The organism is Achromobacter sp. D7-1 (genome assembly GCF_059760445.1).
Genome location: NZ_JCBAMT010000021.1, coordinates 54,380 through 75,297, shown reverse-complemented (window position 1 = coordinate 75,297; position 20,918 = coordinate 54,380). Strand labels below are relative to the sequence as shown.

The 20,918-nt window shown below is 65.8% G+C and carries 18 protein-coding genes; 5 read left to right on the top strand and 13 right to left on the bottom strand.

Annotated elements, in window-relative coordinates; genetic code table 11:
• Nucleotides 1-4: 4 nt before the first annotated feature.
• Nucleotides 5-1,687 carry an alkaline phosphatase family protein gene (locus AC6LKD_RS11930; RefSeq protein WP_498116306.1) on the bottom strand — a complete coding sequence of 561 codons (1,683 nt, stop codon included), beginning with the start codon at nt 1,685-1,687 and terminating at the stop codon, nt 5-7.
• A gap of 112 nt (nt 1,688-1,799) precedes the next feature.
• On the opposite strand from AC6LKD_RS11930, the gene AC6LKD_RS11925 reads away from it, so the two are divergent.
• Nucleotides 1,800-2,705, top strand: coding sequence for a LysR family transcriptional regulator (locus AC6LKD_RS11925; protein WP_498116305.1), 906 nt, complete (start codon nt 1,800-1,802; stop codon nt 2,703-2,705).
• A 159-nt stretch (nt 2,706-2,864) separates the two neighbouring features.
• Nucleotides 2,865-4,460, top strand: a complete 1,596-nt coding sequence (locus AC6LKD_RS11920) for an FAD-dependent monooxygenase (RefSeq protein WP_498116304.1) — start codon at nt 2,865-2,867, stop codon at nt 4,458-4,460.
• Here AC6LKD_RS11920 and AC6LKD_RS11915 read toward each other — a convergent pair.
• From AC6LKD_RS11915 to AC6LKD_RS11885, 7 genes are all read right to left on the bottom strand, one after another.
• On the bottom strand, nt 4,409-5,458 hold the full coding sequence (locus AC6LKD_RS11915; RefSeq protein ID WP_498116303.1) for an Lnb N-terminal periplasmic domain-containing protein: 1,050 nt from the start codon (nt 5,456-5,458) through the stop codon (nt 4,409-4,411). The genes AC6LKD_RS11920 and AC6LKD_RS11915 overlap by 52 nt on opposite strands.
• Before the next feature lie 33 nt (nt 5,459-5,491).
• Nucleotides 5,492-6,889: an HdeD family acid-resistance protein gene (locus tag AC6LKD_RS11910; RefSeq protein WP_013394464.1), complete on the bottom strand. Its 1,398-nt coding sequence runs from the start codon at nt 6,887-6,889 to the stop codon at nt 5,492-5,494.
• 138 nt (nt 6,890-7,027) lie between these two features.
• Nucleotides 7,028-7,867 (bottom strand): polysaccharide deacetylase family protein, encoded by an 840-nt coding sequence (locus AC6LKD_RS11905; RefSeq protein WP_498116302.1) that lies wholly within the window; start codon nt 7,865-7,867, stop codon nt 7,028-7,030.
• A 201-nt stretch (nt 7,868-8,068) separates the two neighbouring features.
• The gene (locus tag AC6LKD_RS11900; RefSeq protein ID WP_498116301.1) at nt 8,069-9,460 is read right to left on the bottom strand and encodes an FAD-binding oxidoreductase; all 1,392 of its coding nucleotides are present in this window, start codon (nt 9,458-9,460) and stop codon (nt 8,069-8,071) included.
• A gap of 204 nt (nt 9,461-9,664) precedes the next feature.
• Complete coding sequence (locus AC6LKD_RS11895) at nt 9,665-10,966, bottom strand: UDP-N-acetylglucosamine 1-carboxyvinyltransferase (RefSeq protein WP_498116300.1); 1,302 nt, start codon at nt 10,964-10,966, stop codon at nt 9,665-9,667.
• Nucleotides 10,967-11,053: 87 nt separating this feature from the next.
• Nucleotides 11,054-11,542: a hypothetical protein gene (locus tag AC6LKD_RS11890; protein WP_498116299.1), complete on the bottom strand. Its 489-nt coding sequence runs from the start codon at nt 11,540-11,542 to the stop codon at nt 11,054-11,056.
• Between the two features lie 90 nt (nt 11,543-11,632).
• Nucleotides 11,633-12,127 carry a nucleoside deaminase gene (locus AC6LKD_RS11885; protein ID WP_498116297.1) on the bottom strand — a complete coding sequence of 165 codons (495 nt, stop codon included), beginning with the start codon at nt 12,125-12,127 and terminating at the stop codon, nt 11,633-11,635.
• Nucleotides 12,128-12,239: 112 nt separating this feature from the next.
• On the opposite strand from AC6LKD_RS11885, the gene AC6LKD_RS11880 reads away from it, so the two are divergent.
• Nucleotides 12,240-12,752, top strand: a complete 513-nt coding sequence (locus tag AC6LKD_RS11880; protein WP_498116296.1) for a hypothetical protein — start codon at nt 12,240-12,242, stop codon at nt 12,750-12,752.
• A gap of 29 nt (nt 12,753-12,781) precedes the next feature.
• Here AC6LKD_RS11880 and AC6LKD_RS11875 read toward each other — a convergent pair whose 3' ends face one another.
• From AC6LKD_RS11875 to AC6LKD_RS11855, 5 genes are all read right to left on the bottom strand, one after another.
• Entirely contained in the window at nt 12,782-13,348 is a 567-nt protein-coding gene (locus tag AC6LKD_RS11875; protein WP_498116295.1) for a hypothetical protein, read from the bottom strand.
• 229 nt (nt 13,349-13,577) lie between these two features.
• A complete protein-coding gene (locus AC6LKD_RS11870; RefSeq protein ID WP_207464237.1) occupies nt 13,578-14,357 on the bottom strand; it encodes a DUF899 domain-containing protein in 780 nt (259 codons plus the stop codon).
• Between the two features lie 147 nt (nt 14,358-14,504).
• Nucleotides 14,505-15,476 (bottom strand): hypothetical protein, encoded by a 972-nt coding sequence (locus tag AC6LKD_RS11865; protein ID WP_242702245.1) that lies wholly within the window; start codon nt 15,474-15,476, stop codon nt 14,505-14,507.
• A 46-nt stretch (nt 15,477-15,522) separates the two neighbouring features.
• Nucleotides 15,523-16,299, bottom strand: coding sequence for a bestrophin-like domain (locus tag AC6LKD_RS11860; RefSeq protein ID WP_498116294.1), 777 nt, complete (start codon nt 16,297-16,299; stop codon nt 15,523-15,525).
• Between the two features lie 15 nt (nt 16,300-16,314).
• Complete coding sequence (locus AC6LKD_RS11855; protein ID WP_207464235.1) at nt 16,315-17,910, bottom strand: GGDEF domain-containing protein; 1,596 nt, start codon at nt 17,908-17,910, stop codon at nt 16,315-16,317.
• Nucleotides 17,911-18,247: 337 nt separating this feature from the next.
• On the opposite strand from AC6LKD_RS11855, the gene AC6LKD_RS11850 reads away from it, so the two are divergent.
• Nucleotides 18,248-20,272 (top strand): alkyl/aryl-sulfatase, encoded by a 2,025-nt coding sequence (locus AC6LKD_RS11850; protein WP_242702244.1) that lies wholly within the window; start codon nt 18,248-18,250, stop codon nt 20,270-20,272.
• A gap of 95 nt (nt 20,273-20,367) precedes the next feature.
• Nucleotides 20,368-20,847, top strand: coding sequence for a VOC family protein (locus tag AC6LKD_RS11845; RefSeq protein ID WP_013394452.1), 480 nt, complete (start codon nt 20,368-20,370; stop codon nt 20,845-20,847).
• Nucleotides 20,848-20,918: the final 71 nt, after the last annotated feature.

Below are 20,918 nucleotides of genomic sequence, written 5' to 3'. Positions count from 1 at the left end.
CTCCTCAGGATTGCGAGAGCCGATCCAGCGTCGGCTTCACGAGCGGGTTGGATGATGCGAAACGGGGCTTGAAGGTCTGCCGGGCGCGGGCCAGGTCGGCTTCGTCCCAATAGCCGATCAGGATGCCGCCTTCGGATATGCGCGGCTGAACTTCGATGGACTCGATGGTGCCGTCGGCCACCGTGGCGCGCTGGCGCGGCTGGCGCGCCCAGCGGAACAGCAGGTCCTCCATGCGCCTGCGCACCGCCTCGTGCGCGGGCGACGCGCCCAGGTCGACGAATTCATTGGGGTCTTCCTGCAGGTCGTACAGCATCGGCCGGTAGCCTTCGGCCAGCACGTACTTCCAGCGTTCATCGCGCACCATGCGCAGCCAGGCCTGGCGCGCCGGCGTCCCCAGCGCGATGCGCGAATCCTGGAAGGCGTAGTCGTATTCGCAGATGACGTGGTCGCGCCAATCCCGTGGCTTCTGGCCGAACAGCAGGGGGCGCAGTGAACGGCCGTCCATGATGTGCGGCACCGGCACGCCGCCGCATGCCTCCAGGAAGGTCGGCGCCAGGTCTATCGCTTCGACCATGGCCGCGCAGCGCGTGCCGCGGGCCGCATCGGCGCGCGGGTCCGGGTCGTAGACGATCAGCGGCATGCGGATGACGGGTTCATGGAACAGGTCTTTTTCGCCCATCCAATGGTCGCCCAGATAGTCGCCGTGATCGGAGGTGAACACGATCATGGTGTTATCGAACAGGCCGCGCGCCTCCATGAAGCGGAACAGCACGCCGAGCTGGTCGTCGATCTGCTTGATCAGTCCCATATAGCCGGGCATGACCGCCTCGCGCACGCCGGGCTCTGAGAAGGTCGCCGACACGCGATGCTGCATCATCGCCGCGTACACGGGATGCGGATCGGCGCGTTCGGCGTCGGAGCGGACCACCGGCAGCGCGTCTTCCGCGCCATACATGCCGGCGTAGGGCGCCGGCGCCAGATAGGGCCAGTGCGGCTTGATGTAGGACAGGTGCAGGCACCAGGGCTGTTCGCCGGCCTCGCTGATGAAGTCCATCGCCCGGCGCGTGATGTACGGCGTTTCCGAATGCTCGTCAGGCACGCGCGCCGGCAGGTTGGAGTACTTCAGGAACCAGCCCGACCGTACCGTGCCGTCCGCGTCCTGGGCGGAATTGGCCCAGCTCTCCCAGGGATTGTCGCCGCCATAGCCCTGCGCGCGCAGATAGTCGTTGTAGCGCGGGTCCGGATCGTGGCCCGAATACGGATGGATGCCATCGTCGCGCTCGTAGGCGTCGAAGCCGCATTCGGCGATGCGCCGGCCGATGACGGAGGCCGGGTCTATGCCCAGCCGCGACATGCCTGCCGCGTCGGCGCGCATATGCGTCTTGCCCACCAGCACGGAACGCACGCCCAGCGGCCGCAGATGGTCGCCTATGGTCATCTCGCCGGCCTTCAGCGGCACGAAGTTCCAGCTGGCGCCATGCGCATGCACATAGCGTCCGGTGTAGTAGCTCATGCGCGAGGGGCCGCACACGGGCGACTGCACATAGGCCCGGTCGAAGATCATGCCGCGCGCGGCCAGCGCGTCCAGATTCGGCGTCTTCAGCCTGGGGTGGCCGAAACAGGAAAGATGGTCGTAGCGCAGCTGGTCGCACATGATGAAGAGAATGTTCTTCACGCCTCGGGTCATGCTAGGCTCCTGTCTCCGATGGGGTATGCAGGAATTCTATCGACGGCCTGCGCGCGCATCCCTTGAATTGTTTTGATGTCGATTACCCCAGGTAATCGGCCGGAGAGCCGGCTTGCGACTCCAGCATCTGAACCTGTTGCTTACCTTGGCCCGGACCGGCAGCATGCGCGCCGCCGCGCAAGTCCTCAATGTGTCGCAGCCGGCGCTGACCAAATCGCTGCGCCAGCTGGAAGAAGAGGTCGGCGCGGAACTCGTGGTGCGCACGCCCAAGGGCGTGCGCCTGGCGCAGGCCGGCGAGATCCTCGCGGCGCGCGCCGCCGTGGTCATGCGCGAAATCGATAAGGCCCGCGAAGACCTGGCCTGGCATCTGCGCGGCGCCGAAGCCCAGGTAACGCTGGGCGTGTCGCCCGCGGCTGCCATCCTGCTGGCGCCGGGCGCGGTGGCGCGCTATGGCGCGCGCTGGCCGCAGGTGCGGCTGCGGGTGCGCGACACGCTGTATCCGCAGGCGCTGGAACGCATCCGTTCCGGCGAACTGGACATGGCGCTGGGGCCGCTGCCCGAGGCGGGCGGCGGCGGCGACCTCGCTGTGCAGCCGCTGTTCGAAAGCCAGTCTGTCATCGTCGCGCGCGCCGCGCATCCGCTGGCAGGCGCGCGGCGGCTGAGCGAGCTGGCCGAAGCGGCGTGGGTGCTGACCGGGCCGGCGCAGGGACCGGGCGATCCGCGCGCGCTCTATGCCGATGAAGCGCAGGCGCGCGCCCAGCATCTGCAGCTCGAATGCGAGTCCTTCTCCACGCTGCTGGCGCTGATGCCGCAGCTGGACCTGATCGGCATCATGCCGCAGGGGTTTCTGGACCGTTACGGCCCGGCGCTAGGACTGGTACGGCTCGACCTCGCCGATCCCTTGCCCAAGACCGTCATCTACGTGACGCACCGCGCCGACGCGCCGCTGACCGTGCCGGCGCGCCGCCTGCTGGACGCGCTGCTGGGCGAGGCCGCGCAGCTGGCCGGCCATCCCTGAAACGCGACGGATCGGTCCAAAAGGTTGAGGCCGGCCCGGCAATCCATGCCAGCGGCGTAAGCCTCAATATCTTTGACGGTTGGCCATGCGCGGTTTTATTTTTTTGGATTCGTGCCGAGGCGCAATCCGGGCCGCCTCGACGTTTCCAGAGGCCTCATCATGGTGATCGCAACGACAGTCCTGGTGGTTGGCGCCGGTCCGGCGGGCCTGCTCACCGCCGCCGAACTGCAACGGCGCGGCGTGCAATGTCTGCTGATAGACGCGCATGAGCGGCCGCTGGAATGGGACCGCGCAACGGTGGTCCATCCCCGCTCGCTGGAGATATTCGATTCGCTGGGTATCGTGGAACCGCTGCTGAGGGCAGGCGTGAAGCAGCGCGGCGCGCGCATCCACGCCGACGGCAAGGTGCTGGGCGAAATCGATCTGGACCTTTGCGGCAGCCGCTATCCCTACAACATCGGGATTTCGGAAGAGGTCACCGAGACCATCCTTGCCGACTACCTGGCCAGCCACGGTGGCGGCGTGCAGCGGGCAAGCAAGCTGGTGGACCTGCAGGAACGGCCGGACGGCATGCTGGCCAGGATCGAACAGCCGGCCGGCGAGATCGAAGTGCTGGCCCAATGGGTGATAGGTTGCGACGGCCACCAAAGCACGGTGCGCACACTGGCCGGCATCGAACAGGACGGCCACGACATCAGCCAGCCGTGGGCCGTGTTCGATGCCGCGGTCAGCGGCTGGCCCGAGATTTTTGAAGCCAACTATGCGTACCTGGACCGCATCCCGGTCATCCTGACGGCGCTGCCCGGCCAGCGCTGGCGCGTGTATCTGCGGCCCAGCGCCGAAGACTCCGATCTGGTGGCCGATGCCTTGTCCACGCTGCGGCGCTATCTGCCCGAAGCCCGCTTCGAGGACGTTGCCCATCCGGCGCGCTTCCGCTGCTACACCAAAGTCGCGCGGCAGTTCCGGGCCGGCCGCGTCCTGTTGGCCGGAGACGCCGCGCATACCTGCAGTCCGGCCCAGGGCCACGGCATGAACACCGGCCTGCACGACGCCGTCAATCTGGCCTGGAAGCTGGCGCTGGTGTGCGGCGGGCAGTGCTCGGATTGGCTGCTCGACAGCTACCAGGCGGAGCGCCGTCCCGCCGCGCAGCGCGTGCTGGCATCGGGCGACGAGGCCGAAAGCGCGCAGTTGGCCACCGATCCGGACGTGTTGCGCGAGCGCAATGCCGCGATCCGCAAGGCCTTCGAGGACGGCGCCTCGCAGCATCATGAGGCGGTGGCCGAGGCCGAGCTGGACATCGACTACGCCGATTCACCCATCGTCATGGGAGACCGGCACGACCCCGTTTCGCCGGGTCAGCGACTACCGGACCAGATCCCGATCCGTCTTGCGGCGGGAGGCGAGGGGATGTTGCACGACCACACCAACCGCAAAGGCCATACGGTCTTCATCTTTGGCGGCCCGCGGACGCCCAGGGAGGTGCTCGATCAGCTGCGCGCCGCCGTAGAGCCCTTATCCGATGGCGCTATCGTCGAAGCCGTGATGGCGCTGACGGCGAACGCGGATGTCGACGGCGTGGACGGCTACCTGGATCCCTCGATGGCCGGACGGCTGGGCGTGAGGCATGTCCTGTTGCTGGTCGTCAGGGCGGACGGCCACGTCGGGTTGCGCGCGGAAGAACGCCACGCGGAGACCCTGGGGGCTTACGTAGCGCTGTTGCGCGCGCCCGCGCCGGGTACGCCCGCGTCATCCTGACCGGGGCCGGCCGCCTGCGGCACGCCCGGTACGCCGCGCCGGATATTGCGCGAGAACTGCGCCGCATCGAGCGTCGCGCGGGCGCGTTGCGTGTAATGGCCCGCCTGCCGGTAGGCCTGTGGGCTGTCCGCGCCTTCCAGTGCGTCCAGGCGGTACAGGTATTCGGGCAGATAGCCCGAAAACAGTACGCGGTAATCCAGCGGCAGGCCCGGCACGATCTGGTCGGCCAGCCGGTACACGATGGTGGTGCAGTTGCCCGTCAGCGTGTTGTAGAAGCGCGGCTTCTTCACCAGCCGCGTGGCCGTGTCGACATAGGACAGGAACAGCTTGCGGGCCGTGCCTTCCGGCATGTGCACGCGGTACAGATAGCCTTCCTCGCCGCGCACATTGGTGCGCACGCGCAGGCTGTCTTCCTCGGTCGAGGCCAGCACCGACAGTTCGTACTGGCGGAAGAAACCGCCGATTTCCGAGAACACGTCATGCAGCTTGCGGCGGATCTCCACCGAGAACACCACGTGCTGGCCGTCGGCAAAGCCGAACGACACCATGGCGTGGGCGATGGCCGGGCGGCCCCAATACGACAGCGCCAGGTCCACCGCGTCCAGGCGCGACAGGTCGTAGGAACGGGTTTCCCAGCGTACGTCGTAGTCGCTGCGCGTGCGCCAGTCGAAGTTGCGCACGTTGCGCAGGGTGACGATGTCGCCATCGACAGTTCCCTCGGTCTGGCGCGCCACTTCCGGCATCCACTGGCGTTCGTTCGACGCGCGCACGCCCAGGCGCCACCAGGCCAGCAGGGCCAGCAGCAAAACGCCATACAGCCAGGCGGGCCAGGGCTGTCCGGCAAACAGGCCGATCAGCGCCGCCACCGCGAGCGCCAGCCAGGCCGTTGGCAGGACGGCGCGCGCGCGGCCGGCGAACGGCGACTGGAACCAGAGGGCTGCCGCGCCCCAGGCAGCGCTGGCCAGTATGACCAGCCCGATCACGATCTGCGGAATCATGGCGTCTTCATGCGCAAGGCGGGGCCGCGCCCCTCATTGCGCCCCTTGCGAAGATTCGGCCTGCTCGGCGTTGCGGGCATGCGCGTTGCGGTCCTGCTTGCGCCATCCGGCGCGCATGCGGGCGATCTGGCGCAGCGCGTCCTGCGACATCTTCCACCAGCCGAACGGGCGCGGATCGGCCAGCATGCTCAGCGCGCGCGCATAGTCCAGCGTCAGGCCCGGGGTCCAGGCCATGGTCAGCGCGCGCTTGCGGATCTGCGCCGCGACCCACAGTTCCGGCGTCAGCAGCAGGCGCAGCAGCACCCGCCATCCTGCGTTTGGGCCATGCAGGCGGCCGACCACGCCGTCCAGCGCCGCTTCCAGCGCGCTGGACACGGAGCTGGAGCAGTTCCGGTGGGTCAAGTTGTAGGTCGTGGTCTTGCGGTACTCGTCCCAGAATGCCTGTAGCTTGGCCGCGTCGTAGTTGCGGATGCGCACCCGCATCGTCGACGGCGTCCAGGCCTTGGACTCGGTGGCGTAGTCGGGCTGGAACACGCCCGGCACATTGTTCTCGGCCGTGGCGCGCAGCAAGGTGCCGAACTGTTCCGGAGAGTGGTCGATCTCCTGGGCCGGATACAGGCTGATGTACACGCCTTCCGGCGATTCCAGCGCCGCGTGGCCGGTGGACACCACGCCATTGATGTCGACGGCGGCGATGTAGCGGTTCACCACGGGGTAGTTGCGCGTTTCGTTCTTGGCGGAGCCCGAGGGCGTCCAGACGTGCACGGTCAGCGCGCGCTCGGATTCCAGGGGCGGGCCGTCGAATACCTTCTGCGCGTGGACTTCGACGCGCGTGGGCATGAAGTCCGGGTGTGGATTGACGTCCAGCGCCGGGTTGGAATCCAGGTGACGGACGCGCCGCGCCAGCGACAGCAGCCGCAGGCCCGTGAACGCCAGGAACAGCCCCAGGCAGTACGGCACCGTGCCGACGTAATGGGTGGGGTAGGGCTGGAAGAAGAAGACGGCCAGCAGGATTTCCGCCACGCCCGAGGCGAACACGTAGCGCCAGCGCTCGTAGCGCACCACATAGGCGGCCATGCACTGGATCAGTCCGTCCACCAGGAACATCAGGCCGAACAGCATGGACAGCACGAAATGCCCGTGATGGTGGCCGACCAGGACCAGGGTGCCGGCGGTCAGCACGATGGCGCCCTTGGCGTAGCGCAGCACCCGCTGCCCGCCCACCCCGGACTTGGCGATCATCAGCGTGGCCAGGGCCTCGATGACCATCAGCGCCGCGAAGAAGTTCAGCGGGAAGTAGACGGCATTGTCGAGCGCGTCGATGAACAGCGTGACGCCTGTCAGCAAGAGCAGGCCGCCGATGACGTACAGGCCGCGAGCGCGTTTGCGCAGATAGTCCACGCCCAGCAGCAACAAAACAAGATTAGCCATTGCCCTTGATTCTCCTCTCCCGCGTACAAGCGACAGCGCTTACTTTTTTGGTTTGCTGACCACGTTAACAAATTTTCCGGCGTCGAATGCGGCGGCGAGGTCCGCCGCCGCGAAAAAATAGTCTCCGGTCTATCCCGCTCAGGGCAGCAGTCCGGCGTCCCGCAACAGCGGCTCCTCATACTCGGAGCCTTCTGCCGGATAGCGCAGGTCTGACAGGTTGCGGGCCTTGGCCAGCGCCCAGACGATGCTTTCGCCGGCAGGAAGCGTAGCGGGCGCCTGCGCATACAGCGGATCTTCAAACGCGGCGCTCGCCGAGGTGATGGTCCAGCCCTGTTCGGTCAGGGCGGCAATTACGTCTGGCAGGGCTTCGGCATTGAGCGGGTTGGTGTGCAGCAGCATGACATGCTTGGGGCTGCGGCCCAGCAGCTGGCGGGCCAGCCCGTCGTAATAGGCCGCGCGGTCGAGCAGATGGCGGACGTAACGCTGCTTCACGTCCTGGGCCTTGGCCGCATCGCCCGCCTTCAGATGATCGGCGTAGACGCGGCTGTAGTACCAGTCGCTGGCGTCTATGGACACCAGTCCGTTCCTGTAGCCGTTGCGGGCCATCCAGTCCCGCATGCCGTCGCGCTTGGCTTGCGTATCGCCTTCTCTCAGGTAGGGGAACCGCAGCATGGGCACGAATCCAGGCAAGCGCTTGAGGGCGGCATCGGCCGTTTCGACATCGGCAATGAACGCTTCCAGCGACAGCTTGGGATCGTCCAGGCTGGGGTGGCTGGCCGTATGGTTCCCGACCCAGTGTCCCGCCCGCGACCATTCCTCCACCAGCCCGAGTCCGTTGGCGCCGCCTATGCTGCTCAGCGCCGGAAACAGCGCGGACTGGATGCCGTGCTTTTGCAGGGCCCCCAGCAGTTGAGCGTTCCATTCGGCGGCCTTGGGCTGTTTATCCGGGTTGAGTCCGTCATCGAAGGTCAGGGCCACGGTCTGCGCAGAGCACCACGATGCCCATAGAGAGAAGCAGACAGCAAAAATGCGGGGAAGGGAGTAGCGGAAAGCCATGCAGCGAATCAAACCTCAGGTGTAGTTGCCACGCGCGCCAGGAGTCGGACCAGGACAGCCCGTGCCCCGGCGGATGCCGGGGCAACAGGATAGCAGCCATGCCAGGCTGGCGATCCGGTCAGTTCAAGGCGCGGCCGGCCTGATGTTCTGGTTATGCCGGAACAGATTGTGTGGGTCGTAGCGGGTCTTCACCTGGACCAGCCGGTCGAAGTTCGGTCCGTAGGCGGCGCCCAGACGTTCGGGTTCATCCTGCGTCAGGAAGTTCACGTACACCCCTTCCTGCGCATAGGGCTCGGTGGTGCGGAACAGCGTCCGGGCCCACGCGACGCAGCGCTCGTCTTCTTCCGGAAAATCCCAGCGTCCGTGCACGTTCATGGCGAATTGCGCCGAGCGATGCGGATAGGCCATGGCGGACACCGGCACCCCACCGGCCACGCCGCCGATGTAGCCCAGGAAGATCTCGCATTGCGGCGACGGCAGGTTTTCCACCGCTGCGACGATGGCGTCTATCAGCCCGTCTTCCAGGCCGCCCAGGTTGTGCGACTTCCAGTAGTTGCGAGCTCCGGGCGTCAGCAGCGGATCGAAGGCCTTTTGCCAGGCCGAGTACGGCATCGGACCTAGATGCTCGCCATAGGGCGTGCCGAAGCCGCGCACCACTTCGACCGCGGCTGGCCCCTGGGCTGGATCGCCCGAATAGCACATGGCGAAGGCGACCATGGGCTTGCCATGTACCGCTTGCGGCAGGAAGGGCAGCGGGGGCGCCAGCCGCAGCACCGCCCAGACCGTCAGCTCCTGCGGCATGGATGCCAGCGCGTCGCGGTATTTCGACAGCGCTGCCTTGCCCTGTTCCAGCGGCAGCACCACCAGGCCGCCATACACCTCGGGGCCGACCGGATGCAGCTGGAATTCGAACATCGTGACCACGCCGAAATTGCCACCGCCGCCCCGGATCGCCCAGAACAGGTCCGGGTTGTCCTGCTCGCTGGCGTGCAGCAGTTTGCCGTCCGCGGTGACAACGTCGGCCGAGAGCAGATTGTCGATGCTCATGCCGAACCTGCGGGTCAGCCAGCCGAAGCCGCCGCCCAGCGTCAGGCCCGCGACGCCGGTGGTGGAATTAACGCCCAGCGGCGTCGCCAGGCCGTAAGCCTGGGCTTCGTGGTCGAAATCGGCCAGGGTGGCGCCGGGCTCCACATAGGCCCGGGCCCGCAGGGGATCGACGCGCACCGACTTCATCGGCGACAGGTCGATCATCATCCCGTCATCGCACACGGCGGTGCCTGCGATATTGTGGCCGCCGCCGCGCACGGACAGGGCCAGGCCGTTGTCGCGCGCGAAATCCACGGCGCGCCGCACGTCGGCCGCGCCCGCGCAGCGGAAGATCACCGCCGGCCGGCGGTCTATCATTGCATTCCAGATTTTTCGGGCGTCGTCGTAGCCGGGGTCGCCCGGGCTGAGGACCTGGCCTCGGGCTGAGGCTTTCAGATCATCCAGGGCGCTATCGGAAAGTTTGCTCATCACACACCTCCTTGAAGGTGCAGCTTCGTGAACAACCTCTGAAACTGGGGCCTGCGGAGCAGGCCCGGGCCGCCTAGGGGTTCGGGCGCGGCATGGATATGCCTCCTGCGTGAGGGGCCATGACCCGGGTAGGGCGGCGCGCCGCGCCGGGAGCCGGTCGGCCCGCTCCCGTTTTGCGCGCCGTGGCGTGCGTATCTGGAGAGCTTACTCCTCGCTGGTCCATTCCACCTGCACGCCGAGGCTGCGCAGGTTCTCGACGAAGCGCGGATGGGCGCGGCGGATCGGCGTGGCGTTGCGGATTTCCGAACGGCCGTCGATGCTGCTGGCGATCATGAAGAGCGCGATGGCGACGCGGATGATGTAGGGACTTTCAACCACCGCCGGCGTCAGCGGCCGGCCGCCGAACGTGATCAGCCGGTGCGGATCGGACGAGAACACGTGCGCGCCGAACTTCGACAGTTCGCCGGTCCAGCCCAGCGCGCCGTCGTAGACCTTGTTCCAGAACATGGCGTTGCCCTCGGCGCACACGCCCAGCGCGATGAAGATGGGCAGCAGGTCCACCGGGAAATAGGGCCACGGCGCCGCCTCGACCTTGGTCAGCACATTGCTGGTGAAAGGCGTCTGCACCTTCAGCGGCCCGGAACGCAGCGCGCGCGACCAGCCGTTCTCGTGCACGATCTGCACCCCGAACTTGGCGAAGGTACGGTCGATCAGGGGGAAGTTTTCCGGCGTGCTGTTGCGCACCACCACGTCGCCGCCCGTGATCGCACCCAGCGCGAGAAAGGTGGTGATTTCGTGGAAGTCTTCCTCGAAGGTGAATTCGCCGCCGCCCAGGCGGGCGCCGCCGCGCACCGTCAGGCGCGACGTGCCGATGCCGTCGATGTCCGCGCCCATCATCGCCATGAAGCGGCAGAACTCCTGCACGTGCGGCTCGGAGGCTGCATTCGTCAGGGTCGATTCGCCCGGCGCGGCGGCCGCGCACAGCACGAAGTTCTCGGTGGTCGTCACCGAGGCGTAGTCCAGCCAATGATGGGTCGGCTTCAAGGGGCCGCTGCTGCGCACCAGCAGCGAGCCGCTGGCGCGTTCCACCTCGCCGCCGAAGGAGCGGAAGATGTCCACGTGCGGATCGATCTCGCGCACGCCCAAGGTGCAGCCCTTGACGTTGTCTTCCAGCCGCGCCACGCCAAAGCGCGCCAGCAGCGGCGGCACCAGCATGATGGACGAGCGCATTTCCTCGGGCAGCCGGTGGCTGGCGGCATCGAAGGCAGTGTCGCGGTGGTGCAGGTCCAGGGTGCGGGTGGACTCGTCCAGCCGGACGTCGCTGCCCAGGGTGCGGAAGATGTCCAGGATCTTGCGCACGTCCGTGATGTCGGGCACGCCGTGCAGCCGCAGCGGCTGGTCGGTCAGCAAGGTGGCGCACAGCACCGGCAGCACCGCGTTCTTGTTGGCCGAAGGGATGACGCGGCCGCGCAAAGGGGTGCCGCCGTGGACGATGAGGTTGGACATGGAGCGAATAGGGCGAGAAGAAAGAGGAAGTGCGGAGCCAGTTGGGCTCCCGGTAATTTCACACTGTAAGGGGGCGCGGCGTCGGTGTCATGCCGGCCTGGCGGCGCCGGGGCCGGGATTCCTGCGGATCAGGACCCAGCCGCCTATGGTCAGCGCCAGGCCAGTCACCAGATAAGGCAGGCCGAAAATCAGTGCCCAGAAAAACAGCGCCGTATAGGCGTCGTTGGCGGCCTGCTTGCCGCCGGTGGCCGGATTGAAGATGCCGGGTTCCATGCCGAGCAGGGCGGCCAGCAGGGTCAGCAGGAGGATCAGGCCAAGCACCGCGCAGCCCCAGCCGAGCAGGCGGCGGAAATTGGGAATGCGCACGAGCGCCGCGACGAGCGTCACGCCGGTCAGCAGCGACACGACGCTGGTCGTGATCAGCATCCGGTCCAGCGCCGCCGCATAGGCAAGCCCCGTCGCGTCCGCCAGTCCGAACATGCGCAGCATGACCGGACCGAGGACGCCATGACTGGCCCAGGCGACGAGCGCGCCGAATGCGATGCTGGCGAGCCACTTGGTCAGGGCAGAGGGCATGCGGGAGTCCTGTTCATAATGCGGTGCAGCGAGAATACTGCGGATTGCGACTGACGATTGAGACGGGCGGTAACCGCCGTCCGGGCGGAGCTACCGCGCCTGGGCCCGGCGTCGCATTCTTTCCTGATGCAGCAGCCTGACCTGTGCGGCGAATTCCGGCACCGGCCCCTCCACCGCAAGGCCGTCGACGACCTCGGCGATGGCCAGCGGGCGCACCTTCGATGTCGGGGCGATGCCCCATTCCTGCAGCCATTGCCGGTATTGGGCGGACGAGCAGGCATAGACGATCCGGCCCAGACCCACCCATCCATGCGCCGAGGCGCACATGGAGCAGTGTTCGCCGGAGGTATAGACGGTGCAGGCGGCGCGCTCGGCGGCAGGCACATTATTGGCGGCCCAGCGGGCAATCTCGAATTCCGGATGGCGCGTGCGGTCGCCGCTGGACGCATGGTTATGGTCTTCGAACAGGACCTCGCCGCTGGGCGACACGAGGACCGAGCCGAAGGGCTCGTCGCCCGCATCCAGCGCCTGTTTCGCCAGCTCGACGCATCGCGCCAAGTGTTTCTTGTCCAGTTCGCTAATCATGGGGAGTCTCCTTGTGGTGCAGGCGCTGCCGGATCGTGGGCCGAGGCAGCGGGAACGTCCTGTCGACAGGCGGTAGTCCTGACATGCAGGCCCGATTCTATCAATAGCGGGGATGGCGCCAACCGTCGGCGGCAACGGCCTTCACGGCGCCGAAGCGGCCAGCGAATTCGTCTTGCCGAATTCACGCTGTGGCTGCATAGTCGCCAGTTCCGAAGAACTCGCGAGGATCATCCGGATCATGGAAATACAAAAACAGGCGGGAACCATCCTGCTGCGCAACACTATGGCTTTTGACCGCGCGCATGCGGACGAATTCAGGCAAGCCATCGAGGACGCCGTTCGCTTCGCCCAGGAAAATGCGCCGCAATTGATGGTCCAGGTCTTCTGGGACCTTGACCGGGGTCTCTGCTACAGCTTCCAGCTTTACGCGGATTCCGCAGCGATTCTGCGCCACTGGGAGGTGTCGGATCCGCATATAGCCGCAGTCATGAAGCACTGCGTGGTCAAGCAGATGGAAGTGTACGGCAGCCCGAACGACGCCGTGCGCAGCGGCATTCTTGCCGCCGTCGGCAGCGACAAAGTCACGTTCACCCCGGAACTGGTCGGCTACTACCGCCTCGGCTGAACGGGGTAGGGGCTGACTGGCCGGACGGGTCAGTAATACACGTCCACGTAATCGGTCAGCCCGCCGCAGGCTTCCATCTGCTGCAGGCGCCAGTACTTGCGCTTGCCCGTCGCTCGGAACTCGAATTCGCCGTTGCGTTCGCAGCGCCGGCCCTTGTCCGGCGCGTCCAGGATCAGGATCGTGCCGCGGAAGACGAAGCGGTCGCTGGCGATGGAGACGATATCGCCCTTGATCTTCAGCGTGCCCTCGTGGTTGGCCTGCGTGCCCTCGATGCGGACCAGGTCGTTTTCATCCGTCGCGGTCAACTTGCCGCGCTGCGCGGACCAGAGCCACTGCAGCGTGATGCCGCTGTTGTTCATCAGGCGCTCGTAGGCGGCCTGGTTCTGGATGTCGGTCTTCTGCGCCGAACCCGAGGGGGCGCCCGCGGCAGGGGCCGCGGCGGGCGCCGGGGCGGGAGCGCTTTGATGGGCCTTGATCGGAGGCACCGCCATGACCGGCGTGGCTGCCGCAAAGGCCAGGCCTGCCGCCAGCAGCAGGCTGGACATCCGCTTTTTTCCCTGGGCGATGGGGCTGTCGCTCTCGAGGTTCTTGTGCATGGTTCTCGTCAAATAGGGGTAGGAGGGCGCGGCTGCCCGGCTTGGCCAGCCTGACGGGGACACCGCCGCGGGTGGGCCTGGACCGAGGGTCGGCGGGCGCATAAATTAGCACGGCCATCGGACCCCGATAATTGCTGTTGTTTGAGCTTGTGTATCCATTCGTTATTTAAATTGCCAATGGATACGGCGCGCCGCCGTGCCAGTCCATGCCGTCCCGCCGCCCGCCCGCTCACCGCTTGGCGTCGGCTGCGCTCTGCGCCCGGAACGCGGCTTCGCCCGCATCCGAGATCTCGACCCATTTCTTGTCAGGCGGCGCGTCTGCCACATAGCTGTCGTGCCAGTTCCACCACTTGTAGGTCGGCGTCTGCGGATAGCCCTCGGGCGAATCCTCCCAGACTTCCTGCCGGCCCAGCGGCGTGATGTCCAGATAGTTCCAGGTGCCGCCCATCTGCTCGTCGCCGCGGTTGTTGAGAAAGTAGGTGCGGAAGATGCGGTCGCCGTCGCGGTAGAACACATTGGTGCCATGCCACTCGTCCACGCCGAAGTCGCCATCGAAGCTGTCGGTCAGCGTGTACCAGGGCATCTTCCAGTCCATCTGCGCCTTCAGCCGCGCGATGTCTGCCTGCGGTGCCCGGGACGCGAAGACCAGCGTGGTGTCGCGGGCGTTCAGATGCGCCAGATGGGCGACCTGGTCGGCCACCATGGAGCAGCCGCGGCAGGCATGTTCAGGCCAGCCGTAGACGCCCGGCTCGAAGAAGGCGCGGTAGACGATCAATTGGCGGCGGCCATCGAACAGGTCGGACAGAGTGAGAGTGCCGGATGGCCCCTCGAACGCATAGGTCTTGGCCACTGCGGTCCAGGGCATGCGCCGGCGTTCGGCGGCCAGGGCGTCGCGGGCGCGGGTCTGCGCCTTTTCCTTTACCAGCAGTTGCTGGCGGGCGGCTTCCCATTCCTGGGGCGAGACGACCGGGGGCATGCGCATGCGGGTGTCTTTGGTGGTTGCGGTCATGGTGTCGATACCTCCTTATCGCGGGCCGGCGCCCTGGCGCAAAGGTTTGCGCGCAGCCTGGCTGCTCGGCGGCCTGGAAACAGTCTGGCATCGCCGGGCGGGAAGGGGGGAGTAACAAATCCGGCGCAATTCCGCCGGCGGCCCGGCTCAGAAGCTCACCGCCAGGCCCACCGAGAAGCCGGACACATTGGTGCCGAACACATAACGGCCCACCAGCCGGGTGCGGGTGATGATCACGTCATAAGCGCTGGAATCCAGCTCCAGGCCAGCGCCCACGGAGGTCAGCCGGTCGAATCCCAGGATGCCGCGTTGGTCGCCCAGGAACTCCGAGTGCGTCAGCTCCAGCACATAGCGCAGCGGCCGCTGCAGCATCACGAATCCCGTGGGGGCGCGGTAGCGCGCCCACAGATTGGCCGATTGCGCCGTGGCATGCCCCTCGACGGCCGCCGAGCTGCTGAAGCTTTGCAGGCGCATGTCGGAATAGCGCAGCTCCACATCGACTTCATAGCCGGGGCGGTAATGCTCGTAGTCCAGCATCAGCGAACCGCCCAGGCCATAGGCGTTGAGCGAACCCCGGTCCAGGAAGCTGATGTCCTTGCCTGTTTGACGCCCCACGTACCAACTGGCCGCTCGCAGGTCGCTGGTGACGTTGCCCAGCGCGAAATTGAAGATGGGTCGCAGCTTCAGTTCGTCGGTCAGCTTGAAGTCCCAGCCTATGCCGCCGGTGGCGGAAAAACTGTTCCATTTGGTGGGGATGGATCGAGATTCCGCTCCCTGCGTGGCGATGAAAGTTGGGTCGTAGCGGCTCGCGGCGAGCACGCCTTCCAGATAGATGGGTACCGATTTGGATATGGTGTCGCCGCCGCCCAGCTGCGTCATGGCGAATTCGGTGGACCCCGAGACCGATCCGCTGCCCCCGCCTATGTTCAGGGAACTGGTCGTGATGTCGGGCACGATGGAGAACGACATGATGGCGAGCACCCCGTTGGCGCGCTTCTGCAGGTCGTCCTGGCTCAGGCGCAAGCCCTGTTGGGCCATGGCCGGCGGCGTGGCCCCGCAGGCCAGCAGGGCAAGCAGCCAGCCTGTGCGTCGTTTGGCCATCTTCACGGGCATGGGCATGTCATCTCCGGAGTGAACGCGAGCCAGTCTTGCGGCGCCGGGAAATCTATTGGGCGGCGGGCGGGTCAACCATGGCTTGGCGCTGCGCAGCCAGGAGCGCGTCGCTCTGGTCGATCCGGATGGTTCCTATCCGCGGGAACTCGAAATCCACGATGATGTAGATCGCTGCTGTCATGACCACGGCATAAACCAGCTGGTGCAGCATGCTGTCGCGTTGCGTGACAGCCAGCTTTGATCCGATCAGGCAGGCGCACACCAGGGCCAGAAAGACCAGGAAGGCGTAGGTCGCTATGGGCGGATGGACCTTCTGCGCCACGGTCTGCGCGCTGGATACGTCGAACATGTCGTTGACAGCGCCTATGTACGACGTCGCAAACGGCGGCACGGCATTGCGCGCGGCGCTCATGGACGTGGTCCAGATTTCCTTTTGCAGCGTCCCGACCCGCGCCGCGATGGCATCGCGTTGGTCCAGGTCGGAAACGTGGCGGTAGTAGTCGATGCGCGCATCTACGTAGCGCCGGAACTGGTCGCGCAGCTTCGGCTGGTCCTGGGCATTGAGCATATCGATGCGCAGCCAGGCCGTGCCGATGGAATTGACCTCCAGGACCAGCAGATTGCGGCGCTCGGCCATGCGCTGGGCCGCGCCCGAAAATGTGAAGGCCACCAACAGGCCCAGCAGCGCGAACACGGAGGCCTCGATGGCCGCGGCGCCGGCGCTCTTGTCGTCGGCGCCATGGCCCAGGCGCTTGCCGATGCGCATCGCGACCAACAGCAGTACGAAGAACAGGACCGCAAGACCCGCCAGCAGTAGGGAGTAGTTCATATGGTCACCAGGTGTTCAGTTACGGTTGGTCGGGTAGGGCGGCGCAGCCGGGGCCTTGTCGTGCCACAGCGTGACGCGGTTGCGCCCCGTCTGCTTGGACTCGTACAGGGCCTCGTCCGCCCGCTGTATCACTTCGGAAGCAGAATCGCCGTCTTGCGGCCAGAGCGCGATGCCGATGGACACCGTGACGCGGCCCACGCCATCAGGCATGAGGCGCCGGGCCACGGCCGCGCGCAGACGCTCGGCAACCTCGCCCGCCAGGGAGGCCGCGCCGGTGGGCAAGAGCGCAATGAATTCTTCCCCGCCCACCCTGAAAGCCCGATCCTGGTCGCGCAGGCCGGCGCGGATCACCTCGGCCAGCGCGATCAGCACCTTGTCGCCCGTCATGTGGCCGAAGGCGTCGTTGATACGCTTGAAGTGGTCCAGGTCCATGGCGATGACTGCGACGGGCGTGCCGTTCGCGGCGTAAGCGTCCAGCACTTCGGTCATGGCCCGGCGGTTCAGCAGTCCGGTCATCGGATCCGTCAGCGCCTGGGTGTTCAGACGGCCCACTTCGTCCTGATGCTGGTCCAGCGTCAGTTGGACCGCGTCGCGCAAGGTGTCGGCCTCGGCGTACCAGGCATTGAGCCGCCCGAGGTCCACGCCTGCGGATTTCCCCGCAGTCATGGCGCGGGTCAAACGCGATAGCGGCGATGCAATGGCATAGGCCAGCCCGCATACCAGCAGCAGTGTCAACACAATGGCGGGAATCGCGGCGCGCAAAGCGTCGCCGAGCAATTCGCGCAGCGGCGACAGCACCTGATCCAGCGAGCGTTGCGCCACCACCGCCCAATTGCCTTTGGCCAAGGGCGCGTAGCCGGTCAATACCGCGCCGCCTTTCGCATTCGAGAGCAGGGCGGCGCCGTCCCGTCGGGCGGGTTCCATGCTGGCCAGGTCGAATACCCCGGCGCCTGCTTGCTTGCGGTACAACACCGCGCCGGTGCCGCTGACCAGAAACACGGACATGCCGGCGATATCGTCGCGCTCGCCGATGATCCGGTCCATGCCGCTGCCGGCGTCCAGCTTGATGACGATGGCCAGATGGGCCAGAGGCGCGCCAGCGGGGCCTGCCACGGGTTCGGCCACGGTAAGCACTGCAGCCTGCGTACTGGATAGCGTCGTCACCCAGGCGCTCGGGCCGGAGGGACCCACGCCCAGATCGGCAAGGCTCAGGATCTTCGCATCGGCGAGCTGGCCGCTGGGCGAGCGGGCAACGATGCGGCCGGCGGTGTCGGCCAGCATGACCGCGTGCAGCGAGTCGATCTGGCCGGCCAGACGCCGCAGTTCATTCTGCAGCGCTTGCGGCTTGTCCATCGAAGCGGGGAGCTGGCTTGCGGCATTGCGCGCCTGGCGGTGCAGCGCGGCAATGTAGACGTCGATGACCTCGGCCAGCTTTTGGGCGCGCGCGTGGTTGGCGGCCAAGGCATTCCCGATGATCTGCGCCTTTTGTACCTGGTAGCTGGAGTACATGGCGGTGGAAAAACCGACGGCAACGCTCAGCACGGCCAGCGCGACCAGAACCGCGTGCAATCCAAGCTTGCGCCTGCCTGTGGGGTTTGCCCGGGGGCTCATCGAGACTCCATGCAGTATTCCATGCGTAGGGGGGTATCGACCGCGTCTAGTTTGACAAAGATAAATGGCGCGGGCGCTGCCCGCAATGCGAAACGTGATTAATTGCAATCCACGATTGATTTAAGGGAAAAAATGTGTAGGCTTTGTTCGTTAAAGCCAACACAGCGCCGCGTGATGCCGTTCACGCCTGTAATTCCTGTTACTGCCGCCGCTTCGGCCGTCACGCCCTGCCGCTTTTTTGCACGTGTGATCTTGCCTTTTGCATTCGCCTGACTTCGTTGTTTGCCGGACCGCCATTTCGGGCGGTTTGTCCTCTACCCGTCTGGAGAAAGTGACTATGCAGCTGCTTCACCGCGCGACGCTCTTCCATATCCAACAGGACCGGGCACCCAGGCGCCGCGTTGCGGCGCCCTCTGTATTGACCGCGCTGGCTATCGCGCTGGCGGCGCCGGCCTGGTCGGCCGAAGGACCCAAACCCGCCGAAGCGTCCACCAAGGCCGCTAACGCCGCCTTGTTGAAGGAACTGCCGTTCGCCGACAAGACAGCCTTCGAATTGGCGCACAAAGGCTTCATCGCCCCGCTGCCGGCCGGCATGATCAAAGGCGCCGAGGGCAACCCGGTATGGGACTCGGACAAATACGGCTTCATCAAGGAAGGGTCGGATGCACCCGACACCGTCAATCCCAGTCTTTGGCGGCAAGCCCAGCTGATCAATATTTCAGGCCTGTTTCAAGTCGCCGACGGGATCTACCAGGTGCGCAATCTGGACCTGTCGAACATGACCATCGTCGAGGGCAAGGAAGGCCTGACGATCATGGATCCGTTGATCTCCACCGAAACGGCCAAGGCCGCGCTGGACCTCTACTATCAGCATCGCCCCAAGAAGCCCGTCGTGGCCGTGATCTACACCCACAGCCACGTGGACCACTATGGCGGCGTGCGCGGCGTGGTGGACGAGGCCGACGTGAAGGCGGGCAAGGTCAAGATCTATGCCCCGCTAGGATTCCTGGAGCATGCCGTGGCCGAAAACGTGATGGCCGGCACCGCCATGAGCCGCCGCGCCAGCTACATGTACGGCAACCTGCTGCCGCCCAGCGCGACCGGCCAGGTGGGCGCGGGCCTGGGCACGACGACCTCGGCGGGCACGGTCACCCTGATTCCGCCCACGGACATCATCGAGAAGACCGGCGAAAAGCGCACCATCGATGGTCTGACTTACGAATTCCTGTACGCGCCCGGCAGCGAAGCGCCAGCCGAGATGCTGTACTACATCCGGGAAAAGAAGGCGCTCAACACCGCGGAGGACTCCACCCACACGCTGCACAATACCTACTCCCTGCGCGGCGCCAAGATCCGCGATCCGCTGGCCTGGTCGAAGTATTTGAACGAAGCCCTGAACTTGTGGGGCGACGACGTCGAAGTGATGTACGCCATGCATCACTGGCCGGTCTGGAACAACAAGGACGTGCGCGAACAGCTGAGCCTGCAGCGCGACATGTACCGCTACATCAACGACGAGACCTTGCGCCTGGCCAACATGGGCTACAACAAGGAAGAGATCGCCGAACAGGTCAAGCTGCCCAAGTCCATCGCCACCAAGTTCTCGAACCGGGGCTATTACGGTTCGGTCAATCACAACGTCCGCGCGACCTACGTGCTTTACCTGGGCTGGTTCAATGGCAATCCCGCTACCTTGCACACCCTGCCCATCGAAGAGGGCGCCAAGCGCTACGTCGACATGATGGGTGGCGTGGACGCGGTGGTGAAGAAGGCGCGTGAGTACTATGCCAAGGGCGACTACCGTTGGGTGGCCGAGGTCGTCAACTATGCAGTGTTCGCGGATCCGAAGAACCAGGAGGCGCGCAGCCTGCAGGCCGACGCGCTGGAACAGCTGGGCTATCAGGCCGAAAGCGGCCCGTGGCGCAACTTCTACCTGACCGGCGCCAAGGAGCTGCGCGAAGGCGTGCAAAAACTGCCAGTGCCGGACACGGCCAGCCCGGATACCGTGCGCGCCATGACGCTGGACATGCTGTTCGACTACTTCGCGGTGCGCCTGAACCGGGAAAAGACCGAGGGCAAGCATGTGGTGCTGAACGTGGATTTCACCGACACCAAGCAGCAGTACATGCTGGAAATGGCCAACAGCGTGCTGAACCATTCCGAAGGCAAGCAGGCCAAGGAGCCCAGCGCCAGCGTGTCGCTGACCCGCGATACGCTCAACAACATCATGCTGAAGCAGACCACGCTGAAGGATGCGATGGCCAAGGGGGATGTGAAAGTCACGGGCGATCAGGCCAAGCTGGCGGAAGTCTTCGGCGCGCTGGATGACTTCCCGTTCTGGTTCAATATCGTGACGCCGTAGGGCTGAAAGCGAGAGGCCGATCCTGGCCTCTCGCCGCATGCGTCGAAGTTCCACGCAGCCGCTGCGTGCGCGGGACTATAGGCAGGAGGATAAATATGGCTAGCAAAAACACCATTTGTCTGTGGTACGACCGGGACGCGCTCGAAGCCGCGCAGTTCTATGCCCGGACCTTTCCAGACAGTGCCGTGGGCAAAGTCTTGCGCGCCCCGGGAGACTATCCCTCCGGCAAACAAGGCGATGTGCTGACGGTGGAGTTCACCGTGGCGGGGATTCCTTGCGTGGGCCTGAACGGCGGCCCGGCCTTCAAGCACAGCGAGGCCTTTTCCTTCCAGATTGCGACCGAAGACCAGGCTGAAACCGACCGTCTCTGGAACGCCATCATCGGCAACGGCGGTCAGGCCAGCGATTGCGGCTGGTGCAGGGACAAGTGGGGCCTGTCCTGGCAGATCACGCCGCGCATGCTGATAGAAGCGATCTCGGACCCCGATGCCGCCGTCGCCAAGCGCGCCTTCGACGCGATGATGACGATGGGCAAGATCGACATCGCGACCATCGAGGCAGCGCAGCGGGGCTAGGAGGGCGGACTCATCCCTTTGGCTGATTCCGGCGGGAACGGCGCGATCTATCATGAAGGCGCCGCGCGCGG